Annotated in this window: 17 protein-coding genes and 1 pseudogene; 4 read left to right on the top strand and 14 right to left on the bottom strand. The window is 72.1% G+C overall.

Annotated features, from left to right (window positions below):
- Positions 1 to 13: 13 nt before the first annotated feature.
- Together ACWD1U_RS08770 and ACWD1U_RS08775 are read right to left on the bottom strand one after the other, a co-directional pair.
- Positions 14 to 889 carry a putative RNA methyltransferase gene (locus ACWD1U_RS08770; protein ID WP_451105705.1) on the bottom strand — a complete coding sequence of 292 codons (876 nt, stop codon included), beginning with the start codon at positions 887 to 889 and terminating at the stop codon, positions 14 to 16.
- A gap of 191 nt (positions 890 to 1,080) precedes the next feature.
- Entirely contained in the window at positions 1,081 to 2,643 is a 1,563-nt protein-coding gene (locus ACWD1U_RS08775) for a carbohydrate-binding protein (RefSeq protein WP_451105707.1), read from the bottom strand.
- 196 nt (positions 2,644 to 2,839) lie between these two features.
- Between ACWD1U_RS08775 and ACWD1U_RS08780 the strand changes: the two genes are divergently transcribed.
- Positions 2,840 to 3,835 (top strand): cytochrome c oxidase assembly protein, encoded by a 996-nt coding sequence (locus ACWD1U_RS08780; RefSeq protein WP_451105708.1) that lies wholly within the window; start codon positions 2,840 to 2,842, stop codon positions 3,833 to 3,835.
- A 170-nt stretch (positions 3,836 to 4,005) separates the two neighbouring features.
- Here the strand turns inward: ACWD1U_RS08780 and ACWD1U_RS08785 are convergent, their stop codons facing one another.
- The 5 genes and pseudogenes from ACWD1U_RS08785 to ACWD1U_RS08805 all read right to left on the bottom strand — a co-directional run bounded on the left by ACWD1U_RS08785 (position 4,006) and on the right by ACWD1U_RS08805 (position 9,620).
- Positions 4,006 to 4,644 carry a response regulator gene (locus ACWD1U_RS08785; RefSeq protein ID WP_451105710.1) on the bottom strand — a complete coding sequence of 213 codons (639 nt, stop codon included), beginning with the start codon at positions 4,642 to 4,644 and terminating at the stop codon, positions 4,006 to 4,008.
- A pseudogene (locus ACWD1U_RS08790) lies at positions 4,641 to 5,827 on the bottom strand (sensor histidine kinase). The gene ACWD1U_RS08785 and the pseudogene ACWD1U_RS08790 overlap by 4 nt, the downstream one beginning before the upstream one ends.
- Positions 5,828 to 5,832: 5 nt before the next feature.
- Positions 5,833 to 8,022, bottom strand: a complete 2,190-nt coding sequence (locus ACWD1U_RS08795) for an MMPL family transporter (protein WP_451105712.1) — start codon at positions 8,020 to 8,022, stop codon at positions 5,833 to 5,835.
- A 387-nt stretch (positions 8,023 to 8,409) separates the two neighbouring features.
- On the bottom strand, positions 8,410 to 9,081 hold the full coding sequence (locus tag ACWD1U_RS08800; RefSeq protein ID WP_451105794.1) for an ankyrin repeat domain-containing protein: 672 nt from the start codon (positions 9,079 to 9,081) through the stop codon (positions 8,410 to 8,412).
- A gap of 188 nt (positions 9,082 to 9,269) precedes the next feature.
- Positions 9,270 to 9,620 carry a winged helix-turn-helix transcriptional regulator gene (locus tag ACWD1U_RS08805; RefSeq protein WP_451105713.1) on the bottom strand — a complete coding sequence of 117 codons (351 nt, stop codon included), beginning with the start codon at positions 9,618 to 9,620 and terminating at the stop codon, positions 9,270 to 9,272.
- A gap of 48 nt (positions 9,621 to 9,668) precedes the next feature.
- Here ACWD1U_RS08805 and ACWD1U_RS08810 point away from each other — a divergent pair, with 48 nt between their 5' ends.
- Positions 9,669 to 10,592 (top strand): NAD(P)-dependent oxidoreductase, encoded by a 924-nt coding sequence (locus ACWD1U_RS08810; RefSeq protein ID WP_451105715.1) that lies wholly within the window; start codon positions 9,669 to 9,671, stop codon positions 10,590 to 10,592.
- 136 nt (positions 10,593 to 10,728) lie between these two features.
- Here ACWD1U_RS08810 and ACWD1U_RS08815 read toward each other — a convergent pair whose 3' ends face one another.
- Positions 10,729 to 11,640, bottom strand: a complete 912-nt coding sequence (locus ACWD1U_RS08815; protein ID WP_451105717.1) for a LysR family transcriptional regulator — start codon at positions 11,638 to 11,640, stop codon at positions 10,729 to 10,731.
- A gap of 116 nt (positions 11,641 to 11,756) precedes the next feature.
- On the opposite strand from ACWD1U_RS08815, the gene ACWD1U_RS08820 reads away from it, so the two are divergent.
- Positions 11,757 to 12,101, top strand: a complete 345-nt coding sequence (locus ACWD1U_RS08820; RefSeq protein ID WP_451105796.1) for a YybH family protein — start codon at positions 11,757 to 11,759, stop codon at positions 12,099 to 12,101.
- A gap of 73 nt (positions 12,102 to 12,174) precedes the next feature.
- On the opposite strand, the gene ACWD1U_RS08825 is transcribed toward ACWD1U_RS08820, so the two are convergent.
- Positions 12,175 to 13,161: a LacI family DNA-binding transcriptional regulator gene (locus ACWD1U_RS08825; protein ID WP_451105718.1), complete on the bottom strand. Its 987-nt coding sequence runs from the start codon at positions 13,159 to 13,161 to the stop codon at positions 12,175 to 12,177.
- Positions 13,162 to 13,477: 316 nt separating this feature from the next.
- Here ACWD1U_RS08825 and ACWD1U_RS08830 point away from each other — a divergent pair, with 316 nt between their 5' ends.
- Positions 13,478 to 15,529, top strand: a complete 2,052-nt coding sequence (locus ACWD1U_RS08830) for an RICIN domain-containing protein (protein ID WP_451105720.1) — start codon at positions 13,478 to 13,480, stop codon at positions 15,527 to 15,529.
- Between the two features lie 74 nt (positions 15,530 to 15,603).
- Here ACWD1U_RS08830 and ACWD1U_RS08835 read toward each other — a convergent pair whose 3' ends face one another.
- The 5 genes from ACWD1U_RS08835 to ACWD1U_RS08855 form a co-directional block, all read right to left on the bottom strand.
- Entirely contained in the window at positions 15,604 to 17,052 is a 1,449-nt protein-coding gene (locus tag ACWD1U_RS08835) for a DEAD/DEAH box helicase (protein ID WP_451105722.1), read from the bottom strand.
- Between the two features lie 150 nt (positions 17,053 to 17,202).
- Positions 17,203 to 17,406, bottom strand: a complete 204-nt coding sequence (locus tag ACWD1U_RS08840; protein ID WP_003991681.1) for a cold-shock protein — start codon at positions 17,404 to 17,406, stop codon at positions 17,203 to 17,205.
- Positions 17,407 to 17,824: 418 nt separating this feature from the next.
- Positions 17,825 to 18,991 carry a serine hydrolase domain-containing protein gene (locus tag ACWD1U_RS08845; protein ID WP_451105723.1) on the bottom strand — a complete coding sequence of 389 codons (1,167 nt, stop codon included), beginning with the start codon at positions 18,989 to 18,991 and terminating at the stop codon, positions 17,825 to 17,827.
- The gene (locus ACWD1U_RS08850; protein WP_451105725.1) at positions 18,988 to 19,794 is read right to left on the bottom strand and encodes a response regulator transcription factor; all 807 of its coding nucleotides are present in this window, start codon (positions 19,792 to 19,794) and stop codon (positions 18,988 to 18,990) included. The genes ACWD1U_RS08845 and ACWD1U_RS08850 overlap by 4 nt, the downstream gene beginning before the upstream one ends.
- Positions 19,791 to 20,966: a sensor histidine kinase gene (locus tag ACWD1U_RS08855; RefSeq protein ID WP_451105726.1), complete on the bottom strand. Its 1,176-nt coding sequence runs from the start codon at positions 20,964 to 20,966 to the stop codon at positions 19,791 to 19,793. The genes ACWD1U_RS08850 and ACWD1U_RS08855 overlap by 4 nt, the downstream gene beginning before the upstream one ends.
- Positions 20,967 to 21,018 lie beyond the last annotated feature (52 nt).

The raw sequence follows: 21,018 nt of genomic DNA on the forward strand, positions 1-21,018 counted from the left end.
TGGCCGGCGAGGGCTAGGGGCCGGGCCGCCGCGGCCGGTACACCGACGCGAGGAACGACGCGGTCGCCCGCACCGGCGTCCCCGACTCGGCGACCCTGCGGCCCAGTTCCGCCGTGCCGAGGTGATGCGCGGTCGGGCTCATGGCCACCAGGCTGGTGACGTCCCCGGCCGTGAGGGTCATCGCGTACTCCAGCGGCTCGGCGCGCTCGCGCCGGAAGCTGCTCGCCAGAGTCCGGCGCAGACGCTCCTCCTTCCCGGGGTCGACCGCCAACAGCCCGACACTCTCCCGTAGTTTTCGCAGGTGGCGGCCGGTGGGCGTGACGACCAGCAGCGCGCCGTCCGGGTGCAGGACGCGGTGGAACTCCGGTCCGTTGCGGGGCGCGAAGACGTTGAGGACGAGGTGGGCGCAGCCGGTGCGGACGGGCCAGGGCTGCCAGACGTCCCAGCCGGCGGCCTCCGCGCGGGGGTGGGCGCGGGCCGCGGCGCGCAGGGCGGGGGCGGAGCTGTCCAGGCCCACGCCCAGGGCTTCGGGGAGGGCGTCCAGGACGGCCGCGAGGTAGTGGCCGGTGCCGGCTCCGGCGTCCAGCACGGTGGCGTCGTGCGGGGCCAGTCCGCCGGCGAGCGCGGCGAGGGTGCGGGCGAGCGGGTCGTAGTGGCCGGCGCGCAGGAACGCGGCGCGGCACCGGACCATGTCGGCGGAGTCGGCGCTCGCGGCTCGCCGCCGGCCGGTCAGCAGGTTGACGTAGCCGTGGCGGGCGATGTCGAAGGTGTGCCGGCCGGCGCACCGCAGGGCACCGTCGGCCGGTTCGAGGCCGGAGGGGCACAGGGGGCAGGTCAGGACGGTCAGGAGTCGGTCGGACGGCAGGCGTCGGGCAGGACGCGAAGGCATGGTTGCTCCTCGACGACGCGGCGGCGACGAGGCGCCGGGCCGCGTGCGGGCGGGGGACGGTGAGTCGTCGGCGCCCGCCGGTGGCGGGCACGCCGAGGGCGGCGACGTGACGGACTCACGTCGCCGCCCTCACCGCAGCGTCAGAGGAAGCAGTGCGGCAGACCGGTGCATGCCAATGCCGTACGGCCAGGCTACCGGCCGCCGCCGAACGTCACGACGAGCCGCCCGTCCGAGGCGAACGACCAGCGCAGGGCGCCGGCGTAGGAGGAGCAGCGGGGGCCGTTCGAGCCGGACCAGAACTGGTTGGAGCCGTCGGAGTCGCCGATGATCCGGTCGTTCGACCCGCTGTCGCAGGAGGTGTTGTCGCGGAACACCGACCTGCTGCCGGAGTCGAAGTTGAAGTTGCGCTGCGCGTTGCCGACGCTGACGTTGTCCGAGATCTGCATCGCGCCGGTGTTGCTGTTGTAGGTGAAGCCGTGCTTGCCGTTCTGGTAGGCGATGCTGCGCCGGACGATGTGGTCGACCCCGATGTCGTCACCGCCGAGCTTGTAGCCGTTGCGGTCGCCGTTGCCGGCCTGGGAGCCGTCGCTGAGGGTGCCGTTGTCGTACGCGAGGGAGTCCTCGATGGTCACCGCGCCGATGGGGCCGGTGTCCGGCTTGGTGAAGAGGTCGTAGCCGTCGTCGATGTTGTGGTGGGCCACGGTGTAGCGGAAGACGTTGCCGGGGCCGACGGTCAGCTTGGGGGCGAAGCCGTCGGCGTCCTCGCCGTCGGAGTCGGCGTTGTCGTGCGATTCGGCGCTCAGGATCAGGTTGTGGGACGGCCACTGGTCCTTGGGCGTGCTGGACAGCGTCCGCGACAGCTGCAGGCCCGAGTCGCGGTTGAAGCGGGTCACGGTGCGCTCGACGACGTTGTTGCTGCCGCTGAGGAAGATGCCGTTGTCCCCGGCCCGTTCGACGACGAGGCCCTTGATGTGCCAGTACGACGCGTTGACGGCGAGGCCGCGGTTGGCCGGGTCCTCGCTCTGGGCGGAGAAGTTCAGCACGGGGGTCTCGCCCGGGTGGGCGAAGAGTTCCGTGCGGTCGCCGGAGGTGCCGTTCCGGCCCGCCGGGATGGTGACGGTCTGGGAGTAGCGGTAGGTGCCGCCGCGCAGGTAGATCGTGCCGCCGGCGGAGATGCGGCCGATCGCGGAGGTGAGGGTCGTCGGGTTCGCCTGCGTACCGGCCGCGCTGTCGGTGCCGTTGGGGGACACGTACAGGACCGGGCCGGTGGGTTGCGGGGCGCTGCCGCTCGTCTCGACGTCGATGTAGTCGATGTTGGGCAGTCCGGCGGAGGCGGTCGGGCTGAGCCGGACGGTGTTGCTGCCCGACCGAAGCGGCACGGTGAGTGTCTTGGTCGCCCAGGTGCTCCAGGCGCCGGTGCTCTCGAAGGACGCGGTGCCGGTCGTCGTGCCGTTGACCACGAGGTCGGCGGCGCGGGCGGAGGTCGTGCCGTTGGCGAAGCGGACCTTCAGGGTCGCCGTGCCGGCGGCGGAGGCGTTCACGGTGAACTGCGCGTAGCCGCCGGTGCCGTTGGTGCCGTTGCAGAAGCCGCTGCCGGAGAAGCCGGCCCAGTCCGAGTCGATGGTGCCGGTGCAGACGGCGGGCGAGGCCTCGGCCTCGTAGCGGGTGGCGGCGGCCTGGGCCGGACTGCCGGACAGGACGACGAGGCTGCCGGCCAGGAGGCCGACGGACGCGATCACTGGTCTCAGGTGCATCGGTTCGTCTCCAAAGGTGGTGACGGTGGCGGACCCGGCCGGGGCAAGCGCTTTCTGGGGAACGTAGAAGCTCCCCGTGGACGCGTCAATAGACTGTTACGTGATTCAGATTCACAATCATGAACAGCCTCTTGTGTCCCGTGCTCGTCCCACCCCCGCTGACCACCCTCTGAACTTCGGCGGTTATCGTCCGCTCGTGAGCGAACTGTCGGCTGTGTACCTGCCGGAGCTGACCACCGGGCGGCTGCTCGGCACCTGGCAGCCGGACGTGCCCGCGCTGGTGCTCGTCGTCGTCCTGGGCGGCCTCTACGGCTGGGGTGTGGTCCGGGTCCGGGGCCGGGGCGGGTCCTGGCCGCCGGCCCGCCTCGCCGCCTTCGTCGTGCTCGGCCTCGGCGCGATCGTCGTCGCGACGATGTCCGGGCTGGCCGTCTACGACCATGAACTGTTCTGGCCCGCCGCCGTGCAGAACGTGGGACTCGACCTGCTCGCGCCACTGGGTCTCGCCCTCGGCGACCCGCTGCGGCTCGCGGTGGAGGCACTTCCCCCGGGTGGTGCGGTCCGGGTGCGGCGGATCATGACCGGGCGGCTGGTCAGGACGCTGACGTTCCCGCTCGTCAGCACGGTCCTGGTGCTGGCCACGGAGCTGACCGTCTACTTCACGCCGTACTTCGCCACCGCCCTGCGCGTCGGCTGGCTGCACGAGCTGATGTACCTGCACCTGCTGGCGGCCGGCTGCCTGTTCGTCCTGCCGGTGCTCACCCGCGAACAGGCCCTGCCCGCCTGGTGCACCCACCCCGTGCGGGCGGCCCTGGTCTTCCTGGACGGCGTCGTCGACGCGCTCCCCGGGCTGGTGGTCATGACGCACGGCACCCTGATCGCGGGCGCCTGGTACCTGCACCACGCGCCGCCCTGGTCGCCCGACGTCCACCACGACCAGCAGCTCGGCGGCGGCGCGATGCTGGGCATCGCCGAACTGGCCGCCCTGCCCTTCCTGCTGGTGATCCTCGCCCAGTGGGTCCGTGCCGAGCGCGCGCAGACGGTCGCACTGGACCGCCGCCTCGACAGCGAACTCGCGCCCGCCGCCCGTACGGCGTCCACTCCGAAAGAGCCTTCCCCACTGGTCAGGCCCTGGTGGGAGACCGAGGGGGGCGAGGTGGCCGAGCGGGTGCGGCGGCAGGCGCGGGGCGACTGACCCGGGCCCCGTCGACGCGCGTCACCGGCTGGTGGCCGGCGTCGGACCGGTGCTGGGCCGGGGCGCCGACGGGACGGGCCGGGCCGGGATGGGGCTGGCCGACGGACCGTGTGACAGTCGCACATGCCGAGAATCGCCCCGGACGGGCTTGGCGTCGGGTCGTGAACGGCCTACGGCCGCCGCAGCAACCCCCGCTCCATCGCCACCACCACCGCCCGTGTCCGGTCGTTGACGTCGAGCTTGGCGAACAGGCGGAGCAGATGCGTCTTCACCGTGGCCTCGGTGATGACGAGACGGCGGCCGATCTCGGCGTTGGTGAGGCCGTCCGCGACCGCGTTCAGGACGTCCGACTCGCGGGCCGTGAGCGGGATCTGCGCGGGCTGGCGCATACGGGCGACCAGGCGTTCGGCGACCCTGGGGGCCAGGACGGTCTCGCCGCGCGCCGCCGCGTGGATGGCGTCGGCCAGTTGCTCGCGGGTGGTGTCCTTCAGGAGGTAGCCGATCGCCCCGGCCTCCACCGCGCGCTCGATCTCCGCGTCCGTGTCGTACGTGGTGAGGATCAGCACGCGGGTGCGCGGGAAGCGCGTCACGATCTCGGTCGTCGTCGCCACTCCGTCCAGCACCGGCATACGCAGGTCGACCAGGGCGACATCGGGCCGGTGGCGCTCGACGAGGCCGAGGGCGGCGCGGCCGTCGCCCGCCTCGCCGACGATCTCGATGCCGGACTCGGAGGCGAGGAGCGCCACGACTCCCGCACGCATGACGGTGTGGTCGTCCACGACGACGATGCGAAGCGGCCCTCCGGTCATGCCGGTCCCTCCAGGGGTATCAGCGCCAGCACCCGCGTCCCGTCGCCCACCGAACTCGTCACCGTCAGTCTCCCGCCCAGTTCCGCCAGCCGCTTGCGCATACCGTCCAGGCCGAAGCCCGACGACTCCTCCACCACGAACCCGGTCCCGTCGTCGGTGATCTCCAGCTCCACCCCGTACGGCTGCCGGGCCAGGACCACGCCGACCGTGGAGGCGCGGGCGTGCTTGCGCACGTTGGCCAGGGACTCCTGGGTGCAGCGCAGCAGCGCGATCCGGGTCTGCTGGTCGCACTTCAGGTCCGCCAGATCGGCGTCGACGGTGAGTTGGGTGTCCTCGGCGAACCGGTCCAGGGTGCGGCGGAGGGTCTGGGCCACCGAACCGGCCGCGACCTGGCCCGGACGCTGTGCCGAGCCGACCAGCTCCCGTGCCTCGGCGAGGTTCTCCCGTGCCGTGGACTCGATCGACCGCAACTGCTGCGCGCTCCTGGCGGGTTCGGAGTCGAGCCCAGCCCGGGCCGCCTCGGCCAGCACGATGATGGAGGCGAAGCCCTGCGCGAGGGTGTCATGGATCTCCCGGGCCATCCGCTCCCGCTCGTCCGCCGCGCCCTGCCTCTGGTGCGCCTCGGACAACTCGGCCTGCACCTGCTTCAGTTCGGTGATGAGCCGGGCCCGCTCGGCGCTCTGCCCGACCACCGAGTGCGCCCACAGCCCGATCAGCACCCCCACGGCGACGACGATCAGCGTCGACACGAGCGTCACGGTGAAGAACTCCACCGACCAGCCCTGCCGCAGCAGGCTCCCGGCCACGGTGGCGGTCGTGGCGAGCCCCAGGAACGACATCGCGGCCCTCGGCGTCCTCCCGAACATCCAGTAGTGCGGCAGCGTCACCATGAACAGCGCCGCGTAGTTGCCCCGCAGATACGCCAGTCCGCCCAACGCGATCACCAGCACCGAGAGATACCCGTGCGGCCGGACCACCGGGTTGGACGGAAGCGGTCCAGGACCGCGTACGTCAGCACCACCCCGCCCAGCAGGGCCAGCGCCGCGTACTTGCTCTCGCCGGGCCGGTCGAGGGCGACCAGCCCGACGGCCATCACGGCGAACAGCACCCAGCACACCGCGTTCCAGCGGCGCAGTGACGTGGCCCAGAGGGCGTCGGGGGTGGACCCGGCGAGAGCGGTCATGCCGATCAACGTACGTCGACCGCAGGGCGGGAGGACCGCCTCTTCTCCGGGACGGACGCCGTCCGGCGCCCCGGGCGCGAGGGCCACCAGCTCGCCTCGCCCAGCAGCAGCATCGCCGCAGGCAGGACCATGACCCGGACCACGAACGCGTCGATCAGCACGGCCGCCGCCAGCACGAAACCGATCTGCTTCATCTCGATGATGTGCAGGAAGACGAAACTGGCGAACACGGTCGTCATCACCACCGCCGCGCTGGTCACCACGCTCGCCGAGGAGCGGATCCCGTCGAGCACGGCCTGCCGGGTGGGCAGGCCCGCGCGCACCGCCTCCTGGATCCGGCTCACCACGAACACCTGGTAGTCCATCGACAGCCCGAAGAGGATCACGAAGAGGAACAGCGGCACGCGCGATCCGATCGACCCGGTGGACCGGAAGTCCAGCAGACCCTCGGCCCACGTCCCCTGGAAGACCAGCACGAGCAGTCCGAGCGCCGCCGCCGCGGACAGCAGGTTCAGGGCGACACCGAGCAGCCCGAGCACCACCGAGCGGAAGGCGTACACGGTCATCGCGAACGTCACCAGCAGCAACGCGCCCAGCACCAGGGGAAGTTTGCCGTTCTGGTGGGCGGGATAGTCGGCGTAGCGGGCGACGTCCCCGCTCACGCCGTACTCGGCGCCGCCGATCCGGCCGACGGTCGCGGGCAGGAAGTCGTCCCGCAGCCGGTGCAGGGAGTCGTACGCCTCGTCGGAGTTGCCGAGGTGCGGCACCTTCAGTTCGAGGGTGTGGGTGCGGTCGTCGGGCGAGGTGCGGATCCGCGAGGCGCCGGTGAACAGCGGGTCGGCGTCGGCGCGCTCGGTCACCTCGCGCAGGGCGGCTCCCACCTCCCCCGACCGCGAGGCCTCGGCGCGCACGACGACCTGGTGGGTCACTCGCTGCTCGGGGAACGCCTCGTTGAGCCGGTCGTACACCCGCATCGCGGGGATGTCGCGGGAGTGCGTGTCCCGGCTCATCTCGGTGATGTTCAGCCCGGCCAGCGGGACGACGAGAGCGAGCAGCGCGACGACCGAGACGCACAGGGTCGCCAGGGGATGCCGGGCGGCGGGACGCAGCAGGGCGTTCCAGACCCGGCCGCCACCGCCCTCACGCCGCACCCGGCGCGCCGGCCGGCGCAGTGCCCGGCGTTCCGCCCGCTGCCCCAGCTTGACGAGCAGGGCGGGCAGGGCCGTCAGTGAACTGGCCACCGCGACCAGGACGACCACGATGGTGCCGGTCGCGAGGGCGGAGAAGATCACGTCGGAGGCCAGGTACAGCGTCGCCGTGGAGGCGACCACCGCGAGCCCGGAGACCACGACCGCCCGGCCCGAGGTGGCGGCGGCCAGCTCCACCAGCGCCTCGGAACCCAGCCGTCCGCCTGAGCGGGCGCGTTCCTCGCGCTCGCGCTTGAGGTAGAAGAGCGTGTAGTCGACGCCGACCGCGAGACCGATCATCAGGATGACGTTCGTGCCCACACCGGCGTCGGGGGACAGATGCGAGACGACCATCGACAGGCCCACCGCCGCCGCGATCGACGACAGTGCCAGCAGCAGCGGCACCCCGGCCATGGTCACCGATCCGAACACCACCAGCAGCGTGAGCAGCGTGACCGGCAGGGTGATCGCCTCGGACAGCGCCAGGTCGTCACTGCGCTGCTGGTCGACCCCCTTGCTGACGGACGGGCTTCCGGTCTCCTCCAGCAGCAGCCCGGGATGGCTCTCCTGCACCGCAGAGGTCTGCGCCACGAGCGCGTCGATCTTGTCCTTGGCGTCCCGCTCCTCGCCCTTCAACGACACCTCGACCATGAGGATCCTTCGGTCCTCGGAGAGCAACGGGTCCGCGACGCCCGCCACTTCGGGCAGTCGCCGCATCCGCTCGGTCAGGTCGTCCGCGGCGTCCCGGGCGGCGCCCTCGTCGAGAGCACCGCCCGAACGGGAGGAGATCAGCACCTGCTCGGCGGCCCTGCGCTCCAGATGGGCCTCGGCCGCGAGCGCCTCGGCTCGGCCCGCCTCGCCGACCCGGTAGTCCGCCGTCCTGGCGCTGTTCGTGCCGACGGCACTGCCGGCGCCCAGACACAGTGCCACGAATATCAGCCAGCCGACGATCGCCCGCCAGGGATGCCGCGCGCTCCATCTCGCCACGCGCACAGATAATGAGTCCATGCCCAAAAGCCTGGCTGGGCCGGGCAGTCGCCGGACAGAGGTACTCGGTTGAACCTGCCGTCCACCGGTCGGTGGACCCGGGCCCTGGGGAAAACCCCAGGGCGGCCGGGGGGTCAGATCGGCTTGTCCTCGTCGATGTCGAACGTGAGGCGGTGGACGAGGGTGTAGCCGTTGGCCCGATCGCCGATCGCCGATCGCCGATCGCCGATCGCCGATCGCCGATCGCCGTCGGTACGGGGCCGGCGTCGAGGGGGAGGAACGCCTACTGACGCCGGCAGTCACCCCCGTCCGCCGTCGCCGCCGGAGCGCTGAAGCGTTCCGTCCCCGTCCGCAGGAGGCGCGGGGCGCGTGATCGGTGCCCCGTCGACGAACTGTCCGAAGTGTTTTTCAGTCACGCTCCGTCGGCCGCGGGGGCGGCGGGGGAACGCGCGTGTTCTCGATCTTGGAAGACCCTTGCGGCGCCACCCGGTAGTGCTCTCCGTCGCCCCCGTCCATCCGGGAGCTGGCGTGCACGTGCACGTGGTCGTCGTCGAGGTGGTAGAAGAAGCCGCCCATCATGCCGAACACCTGGAAGAAGATCTTCACGGACAGTCCCTCGGTGAGGGGGGACAGCGGCGGCAGCAGGTATTCGATCTCCTCGAAGCAGCGGCCGGTCGTCTCCCGCAGCAGTGAGTGGAAGTGCTGCTCCAACGCGTCCGCAGGGGCGGGAAGCTGCCGTACCGCGACCGGTTCCAGCAGTTCCAGCAGGTGGGTGTGGCCTCGCTCCCGCGCTACGTCGACGGCGCGCCGTCCGTCCCGGGTGGGCTGCGTCCGCCAGGCCCCGTGCGCGATCAGCCGGGAGACGACGGCGAAGTCCGCGCCGTGCCAGGCCGCCTGATGCAGCGCGGTGAAGCCGCTGCGGCTGCCGGGCCGGGCGAAGTTGACCCACCCGGGATCCTTGCCCAGCACCTGGAAGACACCGCTCCAGTCGGCGTCCCGGGCCATGTCCGCGTACCGGTCCCGCTCGTCCAAATACCAGCCGTTGAAGCGCTCGCGGTCGGTGATGCCGTCCCATTTCATGGTGATCACCTCTGCACGCTAACCGACCCGGCCGGGACCACCCGGGGCGGCCCGGAGAAGACGAGCCGTGGGCCCCGCGGCCGGAGTACCCACTTTTTTGTGCGTACTTGGCAGCGCGCGGGTCCTCGGAGAGCCTTGTGGTGGGCGGCCGGTGAGGCGGCGGAGACGGCAGGGACGGAGGTGACACGTCAGGAGGCCGGCCGGGCGGCCTCGGCCAGCTTCTCCAGACGACGGTGGCCCCAGTCGGACAACGGGGCGAGGGCCTCGGCGAGTTCACGGCCGAACGCGGTCAGGGAGTAGACCGTCTTCAGCGGCAGCACCTCGTACACCTCCCGGTGCACCAGCCCGTCCGCCTCCATCTCCCGCAACGCCTCGGTCAGCACCTTCTCGGTGAGGCCCGGCAGCTTTCGGCGCAGTTCCGCCGGACGATGCCCGCCCGACTCCAGCAGCCAGAGCAGGGTCGTCTTCCACTTGCCGTCGATCGCGGCGATCGCGGCGGTCACTCCGCAGACGTCCGGATCCTGGCGCCGACGCGTCATCCCAGCCCCGTTCTTGTCGATGCCAGTTCATTCTCAGGGAGTTCGATCGTGTCCACGTACAACACATCCGCCTCCCCCGCGCATTCCGGCCGTCCGTCCGCCGGGGGCACCGTCACCGTCCTCGGTCTCGGTCCGATGGGCCGGGCACTGGCCGGGGCGTTCCTGGACGCGGGACTGCGCACCACCGTCTGGAACCGCACACCGGGGCGGGACCGGGACCTCCTCGACCGCGGTGCGGCGGGCGCCGCGTCGGTGGCGGAGGCGGTGGCGGCCAGTGACGTGACCGTCGTCTGCGTGGTGAACTACGACGCCGCCGACGCCGTCCTGCGCCAGGACGAGGCCGCCGCCGCTCTCAAGGGCCGTACGGTCGTCAACCTGACCGCCGACACCCCGGCCCGGGCCCGGGACACCGCCGCCTGGGCCGCCGCGCACGGGGTCCGCTACCTGGACGGGGCGATCATGACTCCGACGGGCACCATCGGCACGTCCGACGCCGTCTTCCTGCACAGCGGACCGTCCGACCTCTACGAGGAACTGGCGCCCGTACGCGAGGCGTTGGGCGGCAGCCACACGCACCTCGGGGAGGAGGTGGGCCGGGCCGCGGCCTACGACATCGCCCTGCTCGACATCTTCTGGACGGCGATGGCGGGCTACGCGCACGCCCTGGCGGTGGCCCGCGCCGAGGGAGTCACCGCGAGCGAACTGGCGCCCTTCGCCCAGGGCATCGGCTCGATCCTCCCGCCGCTGTTCGAGGAGACCGCAGCGGACGCCGACGCCGGCACGTACACCGGCGAGGACAACCCGCTCACCTCGGCCGTGTCGTCGATGGCCCACATCGTCCACGTCTCCGAGGAGCACGGCATCGACGCCGGCGTCATGCGCGCGGCCGAGGGCATGGCCCGCCGTGCCATCGGACTCGGCCACGGGAAGGACGGCTTCATCCGCATCGCGGAGGTCATCGGACGGCGGTGAGGCAGGCCGACTGCCCTCAGGGGTCCTTGCACTATGCCCGCCCGGGTCGCGCGGCCTGGCACCGCGCCTCGCCGCGTTGCCGAAGCACGGCACCAGACCACGCGACCTGATCGGACGCTCATAGTGCAAGGACCCCTTAGGCCGTGGGGCGTTCTCCCGCTGCCGCCGAGTGCGGCTCGGCGAACGCCCGCCGGCTGTGCGCGAGCAGCTCACGCACCGCCGGGGCGTGCGAGCTCCTCCAGACCAGGGCGAGCAGGGCCGGTGCGGTGACGTCGTCGATCGTGCGGGCGACGAGGCGGTCGCCGTGGCCCGCGGCCGTCGACGCGCTCAGGACGGCGACGCCGAGCCCGCGGGCCGCGAGGTCCGCGACGGCGTCCGCGGCGCCGGCCTGCAACGCGATGGCGGGCCGCAGGCCCTGTGCGGCGCAGGCGCGGTCGAAGACGGTGCGCAGCCCGGTGCCCGGGGGCATACACACGAGGGGGTGGGCCACCAGGTCGCGCAGCAGGACGCGGGCTCGCTCCGCCAGAGGATGCTCAGCCGGTACGGCCACGACGAGCCGCTCGCTGACGATCGTCAGCGACTCCAGCCCGTCGGGGGCGCCGGCGGTCCCGACGAGAGCCATGTCGAGGGACCCGGTGCGCACCGCCTCGACGAGCCGGTCGGAGTTGTCCTCCAGAAGCGAGATCTCCACGCCCGGATGCGCCCGGTGGAACGCGGCGAGGGCGTCGAACAGCGGCGTGACGGTGCAGCCGATGACCATTCCGACCACGAGCCTGCCGCGGATCAGGTCGGTCACCTCACCCACCGCCTGCCCGACCGCCCCGGCCGCGGCGAGCGCCGCGCGGGCGTGGTCGAGCGCGGCACGTCCCGCGCCGGTGAGGGTGACGGTACGCGCCGACCGATCGAACAGCTCGGCTCCGAGTTCCCGTTCGAGCTGTCGGATCTGGGCGCTGACCCCGGACTGGCTGATGCGCACCCGCTCGGCGGCCCGGGTGAAGTTCCGCTCCTCGGCGACCGCGACGAAGTACTCCAGCTGCCTCAGTTCCATGACACAGAATTCTAGTTGTCAGCAGAACCATACGTTGGACTTCTGATCGAGACGGGATCACGCTGGATGTACGGAAGAAGCCCGTCCACAGGAGGAGCCCCGTGCACGAGAAGGCCATGCACCCCGAAGACCTCACCCGCTTGTTCGTCGAACGCTCCAACGCCGGCGACGCGGCCGGGGTCGCCGCGCTCTACGAGCAGGACGCGGTCCTGGCCTACCCGCCCGGCGGACGGACGGTGGGCCGGGCGGCGATCCGGGCCCTCTGGGAAAAGGTCCTGGCCGACCGCCCCCGCTTCGAGCCGGAACCACCCCTGCCGACCCTGATCAGTGGCGACATCGCCCTCACGTCGACACCGCCGAAGGACGGGGCCGGGGCCCGGGCGCAGGTGGTGCGGCGGCAGGCGGACGGGAGCTGGCTGCGGGTGCTGGACCAGCCGGAGTTCGTGCCGCCCGCAGGCTGAAACCCGCCTCGAAGGGGGCCGGGAGGAGGCCGGTGTACGGCGAACGGTCCGGCCCACCTCGCACCGGAGCCCGCTACCGCGCCCTGCGCGCCGTACTCTCCCGCAGCACCAACCGCGTGGGCACCAAGGTCGTCCCGTGCTCCACCCCGTCCTGCCGCATCTTGCTCAGCACCCCCTCCACGCACAGCCGCCCCACCTCCGCGAAGTCCTGGTGGATCGTGGTGAGGGGCGGGAGGAAGGACGCGGACTCGGGGATGTCGTCGAAGCCGATGACGCTGACGTCGCCGGGGACGCGGCGGCCGCGTTCGTGCAGGGCGCGGAGCAGGCCCAGGGCCATCTGGTCGTTCGCCGCGAACACCGCTGTGCAGTCCGGCTCGTCGGCGAGGAGGAGGCCGGCCCGGTAGCCGGACTCGGCCGACCAGTCGCCGCGGACCGGGGGCGGCGGGATCCGGCCCGCCTCGGTGAGGGTGGTGCGCCAGGCGTCGGCGCGGCGCTGGGCGGCGAAGGAGCCCTCCGGGCCGGCCAGGTGCCACACCGTGTCGTGGCCGAGGTCCAGGAGGTGGCGTACGGCGTCCCGGGCGCCGCCCGCCTGGTCGGTGTCGACGACGGTGTAGCGGTCGCCGGCGTCGGAGTCGGCCACCACCACCTGCACGCCGGGCGGCAGCGAGACCGTCGCCGCGTCGAGCAGGTGGATCTCCATGATGACGATGACGGCGTCCACGGCGAGTTCGCCGAGGCGGGAGAAGGCGCCGTTCACCTCGTCCTGGGTGGGGACGGCGACCGGCAGCAGGGTGACGGCGTAGCCGTGCTGGGTCGCGGAGGTGGCGATGGCCTCCAGGGTGCGGATGTTGCCCATGGTGGAGAGGGAGAACGTGATCACGCCGAGGGTGCGGAACTCGCCCCGGCGCAGCGCCCGTGCCGCGCTGTTGGGGCGGTAGCCCAGCTCCCGCATGGCGGCCAGGACCTGCCGCCGGGTGTCCTCGGTGACGCCCGGGAAGCCGTTCGAGACCCGGGAGACCGTCTGGGACGAGACGCCTGCGAGCTGGGCGACATCCGCCATGGACGCGCCCTGACGGGGCCGGGCCGCACGCCTTCTCGTACGGCTCGTGCCCCTCGGCTCGCTCGCGCCGTCCACCGCGCCCACCTGCCCCTCGCTGCCCTCGACGCCCGACCGGCGCAGGTTTCGATCCGGAACGACTCCTTGACCCCTGAGATTCGCACAGTGTAGACATCCCGCCAGTAGGCGATGTTTACGTAAACATTGCTTGGTCGAAATCGCATGAAAAGGCATCGAACCCGCACGAGTCGTACCACGTAGGCCCCGATCTCTGCGTCCGCCGGGACGCGCGGCGCGCAGAAGAGCTGGAGTACTCGAGATGGCACACCCCACCCGCAAGAGAAGGCTCCTCGGGGCCATCGGCGTCACCGCCGTGGCGACCGGAACCATCCTGGCCACCACCACCCTGCCCGCCGCGCATGCCGGGACCACCGCCCAGGCGGCCGGGGTCACCGTGCGGCCCGACCCCTCCTACTCGGGGGAGAAGTTCGAGGGCTGGGGCACCAGCCTGGTCTGGTTCGCGAACGCCACCGGCGACTACCCGCCCGCGATACGCGAGAAGCTCTACAAGCTCCTCTTCGGCGACGACGGCCTGGCCCTCAACATCGCCCGCTACAACATCGGCGGCGGCAACGCCCCCGACGTCAAGGACTACCTGCGGGCCGGCGGCGCGGTCGAGGGCTGGTGGAAGGCCCCGGCGGGCACCACCCGCGAGGACGTCGACTGGTGGGACGCCGAGGACCCGGCCGACTGGAACAAGAACGCGGACAAGACGCAGCGCTGGTGGGTCGACCGCATCAAGAAGGACATCACCCACTGGGAGACCTTCAGCAACTCCCCGCCCTGGTTCATGACCGAGAGCGGCTACGTCTCGGGCAACTTCGACGCCGGCAAGGACCAGCTCAAGCCCGGGTCCGTCGACGACTTCGCCAAGTACCTGGTGGGCGCCACCGAGCGGCTGGAGAAGGCGCACGGCATCAAGGTCGACACCCTCGACCCGTTCAACGAGCCGAACACCAACTACTGGGGCACCAAGCTCGGCCCGGACGGCGAGCCCGTCGGCGGCCGTCAGGAGGGCGCCCACATGGGCCCCGAACTCCAGCAGAAGGTGCTGCGCGCGCTGGCCCCGGTGCTGGAGAAGTCCAGGTCGGACGCGGAGATCTCCGCGATGGACGAGACCAACCCGGGCACCTTCGCCACCAACTGGAACTCCTACCCGCAGGACGTCCGCGACCTGGTCGCCCAGATGAACGTCCACACCTACGGCACCGGCCAGCGCACCACGGTCCGCGACCTGGCCAAGGCCGCCGACAAGCCGCTGTGGATGAGCGAGGTCGAGGGCGACTGGGGCGACGGCCAGAGCTTCACCGACATGCGGCCCGGCCTGGGCCTCGCCCAGCGCATTGTCGACGACCTGCGTGAACTGGAGCCCCGTGCCTGGGTGTTCTGGCAGCCCGTCGAGGACTACGACAACATGAAGCCGGGCGGCGAATCCGCCAAGGGCGGCAACTGGGGTGAGATCCAGCTGCCGTTCAGCTGCACGTCGAAGGACACGCTGGAGACCTGCCCGGTCTACACGAACACCAAGTTCGACACGGCCCGGAACTTCACGCACTTCATCAAGCCCGGCGACCGGCTGATCAAGACGAACGACACGTCGAGCACGGCGGCGATCTCCCGCAAGGGCGACGCGGCGACCGTCGTCCACGTCAACAGCGCCACCGAGGCACGCGAGGTCACGATCGACCTGTCGAAGTTCGGCCGGGTCTCCTCCCGCGCCACGGTGACCCCGGTGGTGACGAGCGCCGACGGCAAGTTGGAGAAGCAGAAGTCCGTCCGTATCACCGGCAAGCAGGCCACGCTCACCGTGCCCGGCCAGTCGGTGACGTCCTTCCTCGTCAAGGGCGTGTCCGGCGTCGCGAAGGACGCGGCGGAGCTCCGCAAGGGCCACACCTACCGCCTGACCGGCGTCCAGAGCGGCAAGGACCTGACGATCACAGGCAACGGCACGGGCCTGGTCATCAAGAGCGCCGACGCGGCCGACCCCAGCGGTCAGCAGTGGCGGGTGGAGCAGATCCGCGGCACCGACAACCGCAAGCGCTACGTCCTCACCGAGACGGCTTCGGACAAGCGCCTGGCGGTCCGCGACGGCGCGCTGGTGGCGGAGCCGGACGAGGGGCGCCGTGACCGGGCCACCGAGTGGATCATGTCCACGACCGGCGACGGCACCTGGACCCTCGTCAACGCCGCGACCGGCCAGCTCCCGGACGTCTCGGGCCAGTCCACGAGCGACGGCGCGTCCGTCGGCGTGTGGCAGCCGAACTCCGGCTCGAACCAGCGCTGGAAGCTGACGGATGTGACGGGCGGCTAGCCCCGCGCCCGTTCGAGCTCACCGCGACGCCCCCGACCCGGCACGGGTCGGGAGCGTCGTAGCGGCCGAGCGGTTCAGCGGCGGCGGCCCCGGGAGGGCCTGCCCCGTCGGCTTCCCGGGGCGGAGCCCGTGCGTGCGGGGCGGTTCTCGGTGGCCGGCGGCGCGAGGACGACCGGCACGCCGGACGGCTCCTGCGCACCGGTGATACGGCTCAGTTCGGACTCGTCCGAGCGGACCCGGGTGATCTGCGGCGTGATGCCGGCGTCGGCCATCAGCCGGGTCATGTCGCGGCGCTGGTGGGGCAGAACGAGCGTGACGACGGTGCCGGACTCGCCGGCGCGTGCGGTACGGCCGCCGCGGTGCAGGTAGTCCTTGTGGTCGCCGGGCGGATCGACGTTGACGACCAGGTCGAGGTTGTCGACGTGGATGCCGCGGGCGGCGACGTTGGTCGCCACGAGCACGGTGACGTGGCCGTCCTTGAACCGGGCCAGCGTCCGCGTGCGCTGGGACTGGGACTTCCCGCCGTGCAGGGCCGAGGCACGCACCCCGACCGCCAGAAGCTTCTTCGCCAGCCGGTCCGCGGCGTGCTTGGTGTCCAGGAACATGATCACGCGGCCGTCGCGGGCGGCGATCCGCGTCGTGGTGGCGTGCTTGTCGTCGTCCTCCACGTGCAGCAGGTGATGCTCCATCGTGCTGACCGCGCCCGCGGACGGATCGACCGAGTGGACCACGGGATCGTGGAGGTAGGTGCGGACCAGGCGGTCGACATTGCGGTCCAGCGTGGCCGAGAACAGCATCCGCTGGCCCCCGGGCCGGACCTGGTCGAGCAGGGCGGTGACCTGCGGCATGAAGCCCATGTCGGTCATCTGGTCGGCCTCGTCGAGCACGGTGACGGCGACGCGGTCCAGCCGGCAGTCGCCGCGGTCTATGAGGTCCTTCAGCCGGCCGGGCGTCGCGATGACGACCTCGGCACCGGTGCGCAACGCGTTCGCCTGGCGGCCGATCGGCATGCCGCCGACCACCGTGGTGAGCCGCAGGCCCAGCGCGCGGGCGAAGGGGGTGAGGGCGTCGGTGACCTGCTGGGCCAGTTCCCGCGTGGGTACGAGGACGAGCGCCAGGGGCTGCCGGGCCTCGGCGCGCTGCCCGTCGATCCGGGCCAGCAGGGCCAGGCCGAAGGCGAGTGTCTTGCCCGAGCCGGTGCGGCCGCGGCCCAGGACGTCCCGGCCGGCCAGCGAGTTCGGCAGCGTCGCCGCCTGGATCGGGAACGGCGCGGTCACGCCCTCGGCGCGCAGTGCGGTCAGCAGCGGCGCGGGCAGGTCGAGATCGGCGAACGCCTCGACGGCGGGAAGCGCCGGGGTGAGGGTGGCGGGCGGCGCGAACTCCCGGCTGGGGGCGGGGCGGCGCCCGCCGTGGCCGCCGTTGGCCGGACGGGCGGCCGTGTTCTGGCCTCCCGCCTTGCGGGACCGGAACCCGCCGTTGCGGGCGCGGGGGGAGCCGTTGTTCCTGCGGGCCGTGCGGTCCATGGGGAACCTTCCTCGATGCGGCACGTATCGGGGAATGCGCGGCGGCGCCGGAGAGCCGCAGGATTCGCAAGAGCGAGCCGGGGTGGGGTGAAACGAGCCGAGGCCCGCACCGCAGGGGTGCGGGCCCCGGTCAGGGCATACGCGTCAGCGTCAGGCGGGAACGATGTTCTCGGCCTGCGGGCCCTTCTGGCCCTGCGTGACGTCGAAGGTCACCTTCTGGCCTTCCTGAAGCTCACGGAAGCCGGAGGTGGCGATGTTCGAGTAGTGGGCGAACACGTCGGGACCGCCGCCCTCCTGCTCGATGAAGCCGAAGCCCTTTTCCGAGTTGAACCACTTCACGGTGCCGGTAGCCATATGAATCTCCCTTGAGGGGCAGTACTCAGGGCCCGCACCTTGCGGACCCGTAGTCGCCGTGATGATCACCCTAAGGAGAGATCCGAGATGCCTCGGAAACTAAAAAGAGTGCTCGTCGACAAAGGCCGATAGAGCACTCGAAGTCTCTGGGAACCAAAACTGCAACACCAACGACGGTAGCACAGGGGGCGCCGGATGGCCCGGGAAATCTTGTACCCGGTGTGGAGCCGCCCCCTGGCACGTTCTGCGGTCTCGGTACGGGGACCGTCGGCAGCCGCACGGGAACGGACGAAGCGCTCACGGACACGCTCCGCACACGATCGACGCCGGGGCCCCGGCGCGGCGCCTCACGGGGCGCGAGCCCGAGGTCACGGCCCCGGCCGCGGTCCGTGAGGCGCCCCCGGGCCGAGGGCCCCTGTCAGGGTCTGCCGTACACCGCCACCATGATGCTCTCCGCGACCTTGCTCATGTCCTGGCCCTTGGCGTCCGTGGAATTGACGCTGTAGACGAGGGTGCGGGAGCCGTTCAGGGTGGAGGCGATGGCCGCGTTGTACCCCCAGCGCCCGCCCGTCTTGCCCCACACCTCGCGCCCGCCCAGCACCTTCATGGACAGCCCGACGGAGAACGCGGCGGGCTTGCCGGTCTCGTGGTCGGCCACCCGGGGCAGGGTGAACATCTCCTTCAGCAGCGGGCCGCGCACGATCCGCCCGTGGAAGAGGGCCTCGGTGAACCGCTCCAGGTCCGCGGTGGTCGAGATGATGTCCCCGGCCGCCCAGACGTCCGTGGACCCCCACACGGACACGTCACGAAGCCCGACCGTGCCGTCGTCGAGCCGCATCGTCTGGTAGCCGTGGTTGTGCGGCCCGGTGATGCGCGGGTCCGCCCCCGGGAAGTACGTGTCCCGCAGCCCCAGAGGCGCGAGCACTCGCCGGGCGACCTGGTGCTCATAGGTGTCACCGGTGACGCGCTCGATGAGGAGACCGGCGATGGTGTACCCGATGTTGAGGTAGTGCTGCCGCTCGCCCGGCGCGAATTCGCGCTTCTTCGACGTCGCCGAACGGACCATGTCCCGGGGGTCGTGGACCCGGAAGCGGTTCGCGTACCACTCCTCGACGGTGCTGCCCGCGAAGTCCGCGGCCGGGACGCCGTGCGTGTGGTTCAGGAGCTGCCGGACGGTGACGTCCTCGTACGCCGCCGGAATCAGGTCGGGCAGGTACGAGCGGGCGCTGCGGTCCAGATCCAGCCGGCCCTCGGCGGCCAGCTGCAGGGCGACCGCCGCGGTGAAGACCTTGGTCACGGAACCGGCGCGGAACCGGGCGGCCGGATCGGCCGGGCGGTTGCTCCGCAGATCGTGCACCCCTGAACTGCCGCGCCAGGCACCTTCCTTGCCCCCGACCCGCACGAGTGCCGCTGTCGCGTCGGCGGTGGGGAGACCGGCGAGGGCGGATTCCAGGGCGGGGAAGGGGGCCTGAGGGGAGGCCACGGCGGGTGCGGCGGAGGCGGAGGCGGGCAGCGCGGTCGGTCCCGTCACCACTCCCGCGAGGAGGGCGGCGGCCAGCAGAAAGGTACGGGTCTTCACGGTCAACTCCGTTGCGGCGGTCCGGACTTGCGGATGTCTCCATCCTCCGGAGCGGCGACGGCGCACGGATCGCCCCCGCGGGCGGTCCTGGCCGTTCGGTTCCTCGCCGACGCGGGGGAGGAACCGGGTCGGGACGCTCCCCCGGGCGGGGGGTCCCCGGCCGCCACGAGGCCGGACTCGTACGCGCAGATCACCGCCTGGATCCGGTCCCGCAGGCCCAGCTTCGCGAGCACGTTGCCGACATGCGTCTTGACCGTGTGGTCGCTGACCACCAGCTCGGCGGCGATCTCGGCGTTCGACAGCCCCCGCGCGAGCAGCAGCAGCGTCTCGCGTTCCCGCGCGGTCAGCACGTCCAGCCGGGGATCGGGCCGCCGGGGCCGGGCGGCGGCGGGCCGGGTGTACTGCTCCACCAGCCGCCGGGCCACCGAGGGCGCGAGCAGCGAATCACCCCGGTTCACGACCCGCACCGCGTGCACGAGGTCGTCCCGTCTGACGTCCTTGAGCAGGAAGCCGCTGGCCCCCGCGTGGAGCGCCTCGTACACGTACTGGTCCGAATCGAAGGTCGTCAGCATGACGGTCCGGCAGCCGCCCGCCGCGGTGATCGCACGGCAGGCCTCGATCCCGTCCACGCGCGGCATCCGGATGTCCAGCAGCGCCACATCGGGCGTACACCGCCGCACCGCGTCGACGGCTTCGGCCCCGTCGCCCGCCTCGGCGACGACCTCGATGTCCGGCTGCGCGTCCAGAATCATCGCGAAGCCGCTGCGCACGAGTTCCTGGTCGTCGGCCACGATCACACGGATGGTCACCGCGTCACCTCCACGGCGGCCGGCACGGGGATCCGCACCCGCACCTCGAAGCCGGGCCCGTCTTCCCGCGGCCCGGCGACAGCGCTGCCGCCGTGGGCCGCCGCCCGCTCACGGATCCCGACGAGCCCGTGCCCGCCGCCACCGGCACCGGGCTGCGGCCCGCGCCCGTCATCCGTGACTCGGACACTCAACTCGCTCTCGGCGTAGTCCAGCCGCACCGCCACGGTCCGGGCGTCCGCGTGCCGGACGGTATTGGTCAGCGCCTCCTGGACGACCCGGAAGACGGTCGCCTCGATCACGTCCGACACCGTCCGGACCACCCCCGTCGTTCCGTAATCGATCTCGAGACCGCCGGCCCGTACCCGGGCGACGAGGCGGGGCAGGTCCGCGAGCCCCGGCTGCGGTGCGCGCGGGGAGCCCCCGGTCGTCTCCTCCCCGTCCGCACGCAGCACGCCCAGCATCCGGCGCAGCTGCGTCATGGCGTCCCGCCCCGTCGCGGAGATCGCGTCGAAGGCGGCCTCCGCCCGCTCCGGCGCGGCCCGCACCGCCACCGGTCCGGCCTCCGCCTGCACGATCATCAGGCTCACCGCGTGGGCGAGGATGTCGTGCATCTCCCGTGCGATGCGGGCCCGCTCACGGGTGGTGGCCCGCTCGGCTTCGACGCGGTGCGCCCGCTGCCGGGCGTCGGTCAGCCGCCCGAAGACGTAGGCGGCCGCGAACACGAAGAGTGAGAAGGTGAGTTCGCGTGCCGACCGGCTGTTGAGCCCCACGCCCACCGGTACGGCGACCAGCAGCACGAGCCCGGCGATCAGCCGTTTTCGCGGCGTGCACAGCGCGGCGATCGTGTACGCGATGACCAGCCCGGTGTACGGCAGCGGCTGCCCGGGCCCGTCCACGGTCAGCCGGTACAGCACGCTGGTGGCCAGCACCGCGAACAGCACGGCGACCGGTGCGCGCCGCCGCCAGACCAGGGGCACCACGGTGAGCGTGCTCAGCCCGTACGCGGCCCAGGTCGCCGGCGGCAGTCCGGGCGCACGCGGCACCACGAACGGCATGGTCATGGCGCCCTGCACGAGCAGTGCGATACCGATGTCGACCAGGAGCGGATTGCCCGCCGAGAGGGCCCGCGCGCGCTTCCACCACCCTCGTACGGCCCCGCGTATGCCCGTCACCCTCACGTCCCCCGTCCCGTGCCGGCTGCCCGAGCCGTGACCGCGCGGGCTC

Source organism: Streptomyces sp. NPDC002788 (assembly GCF_053592115.1).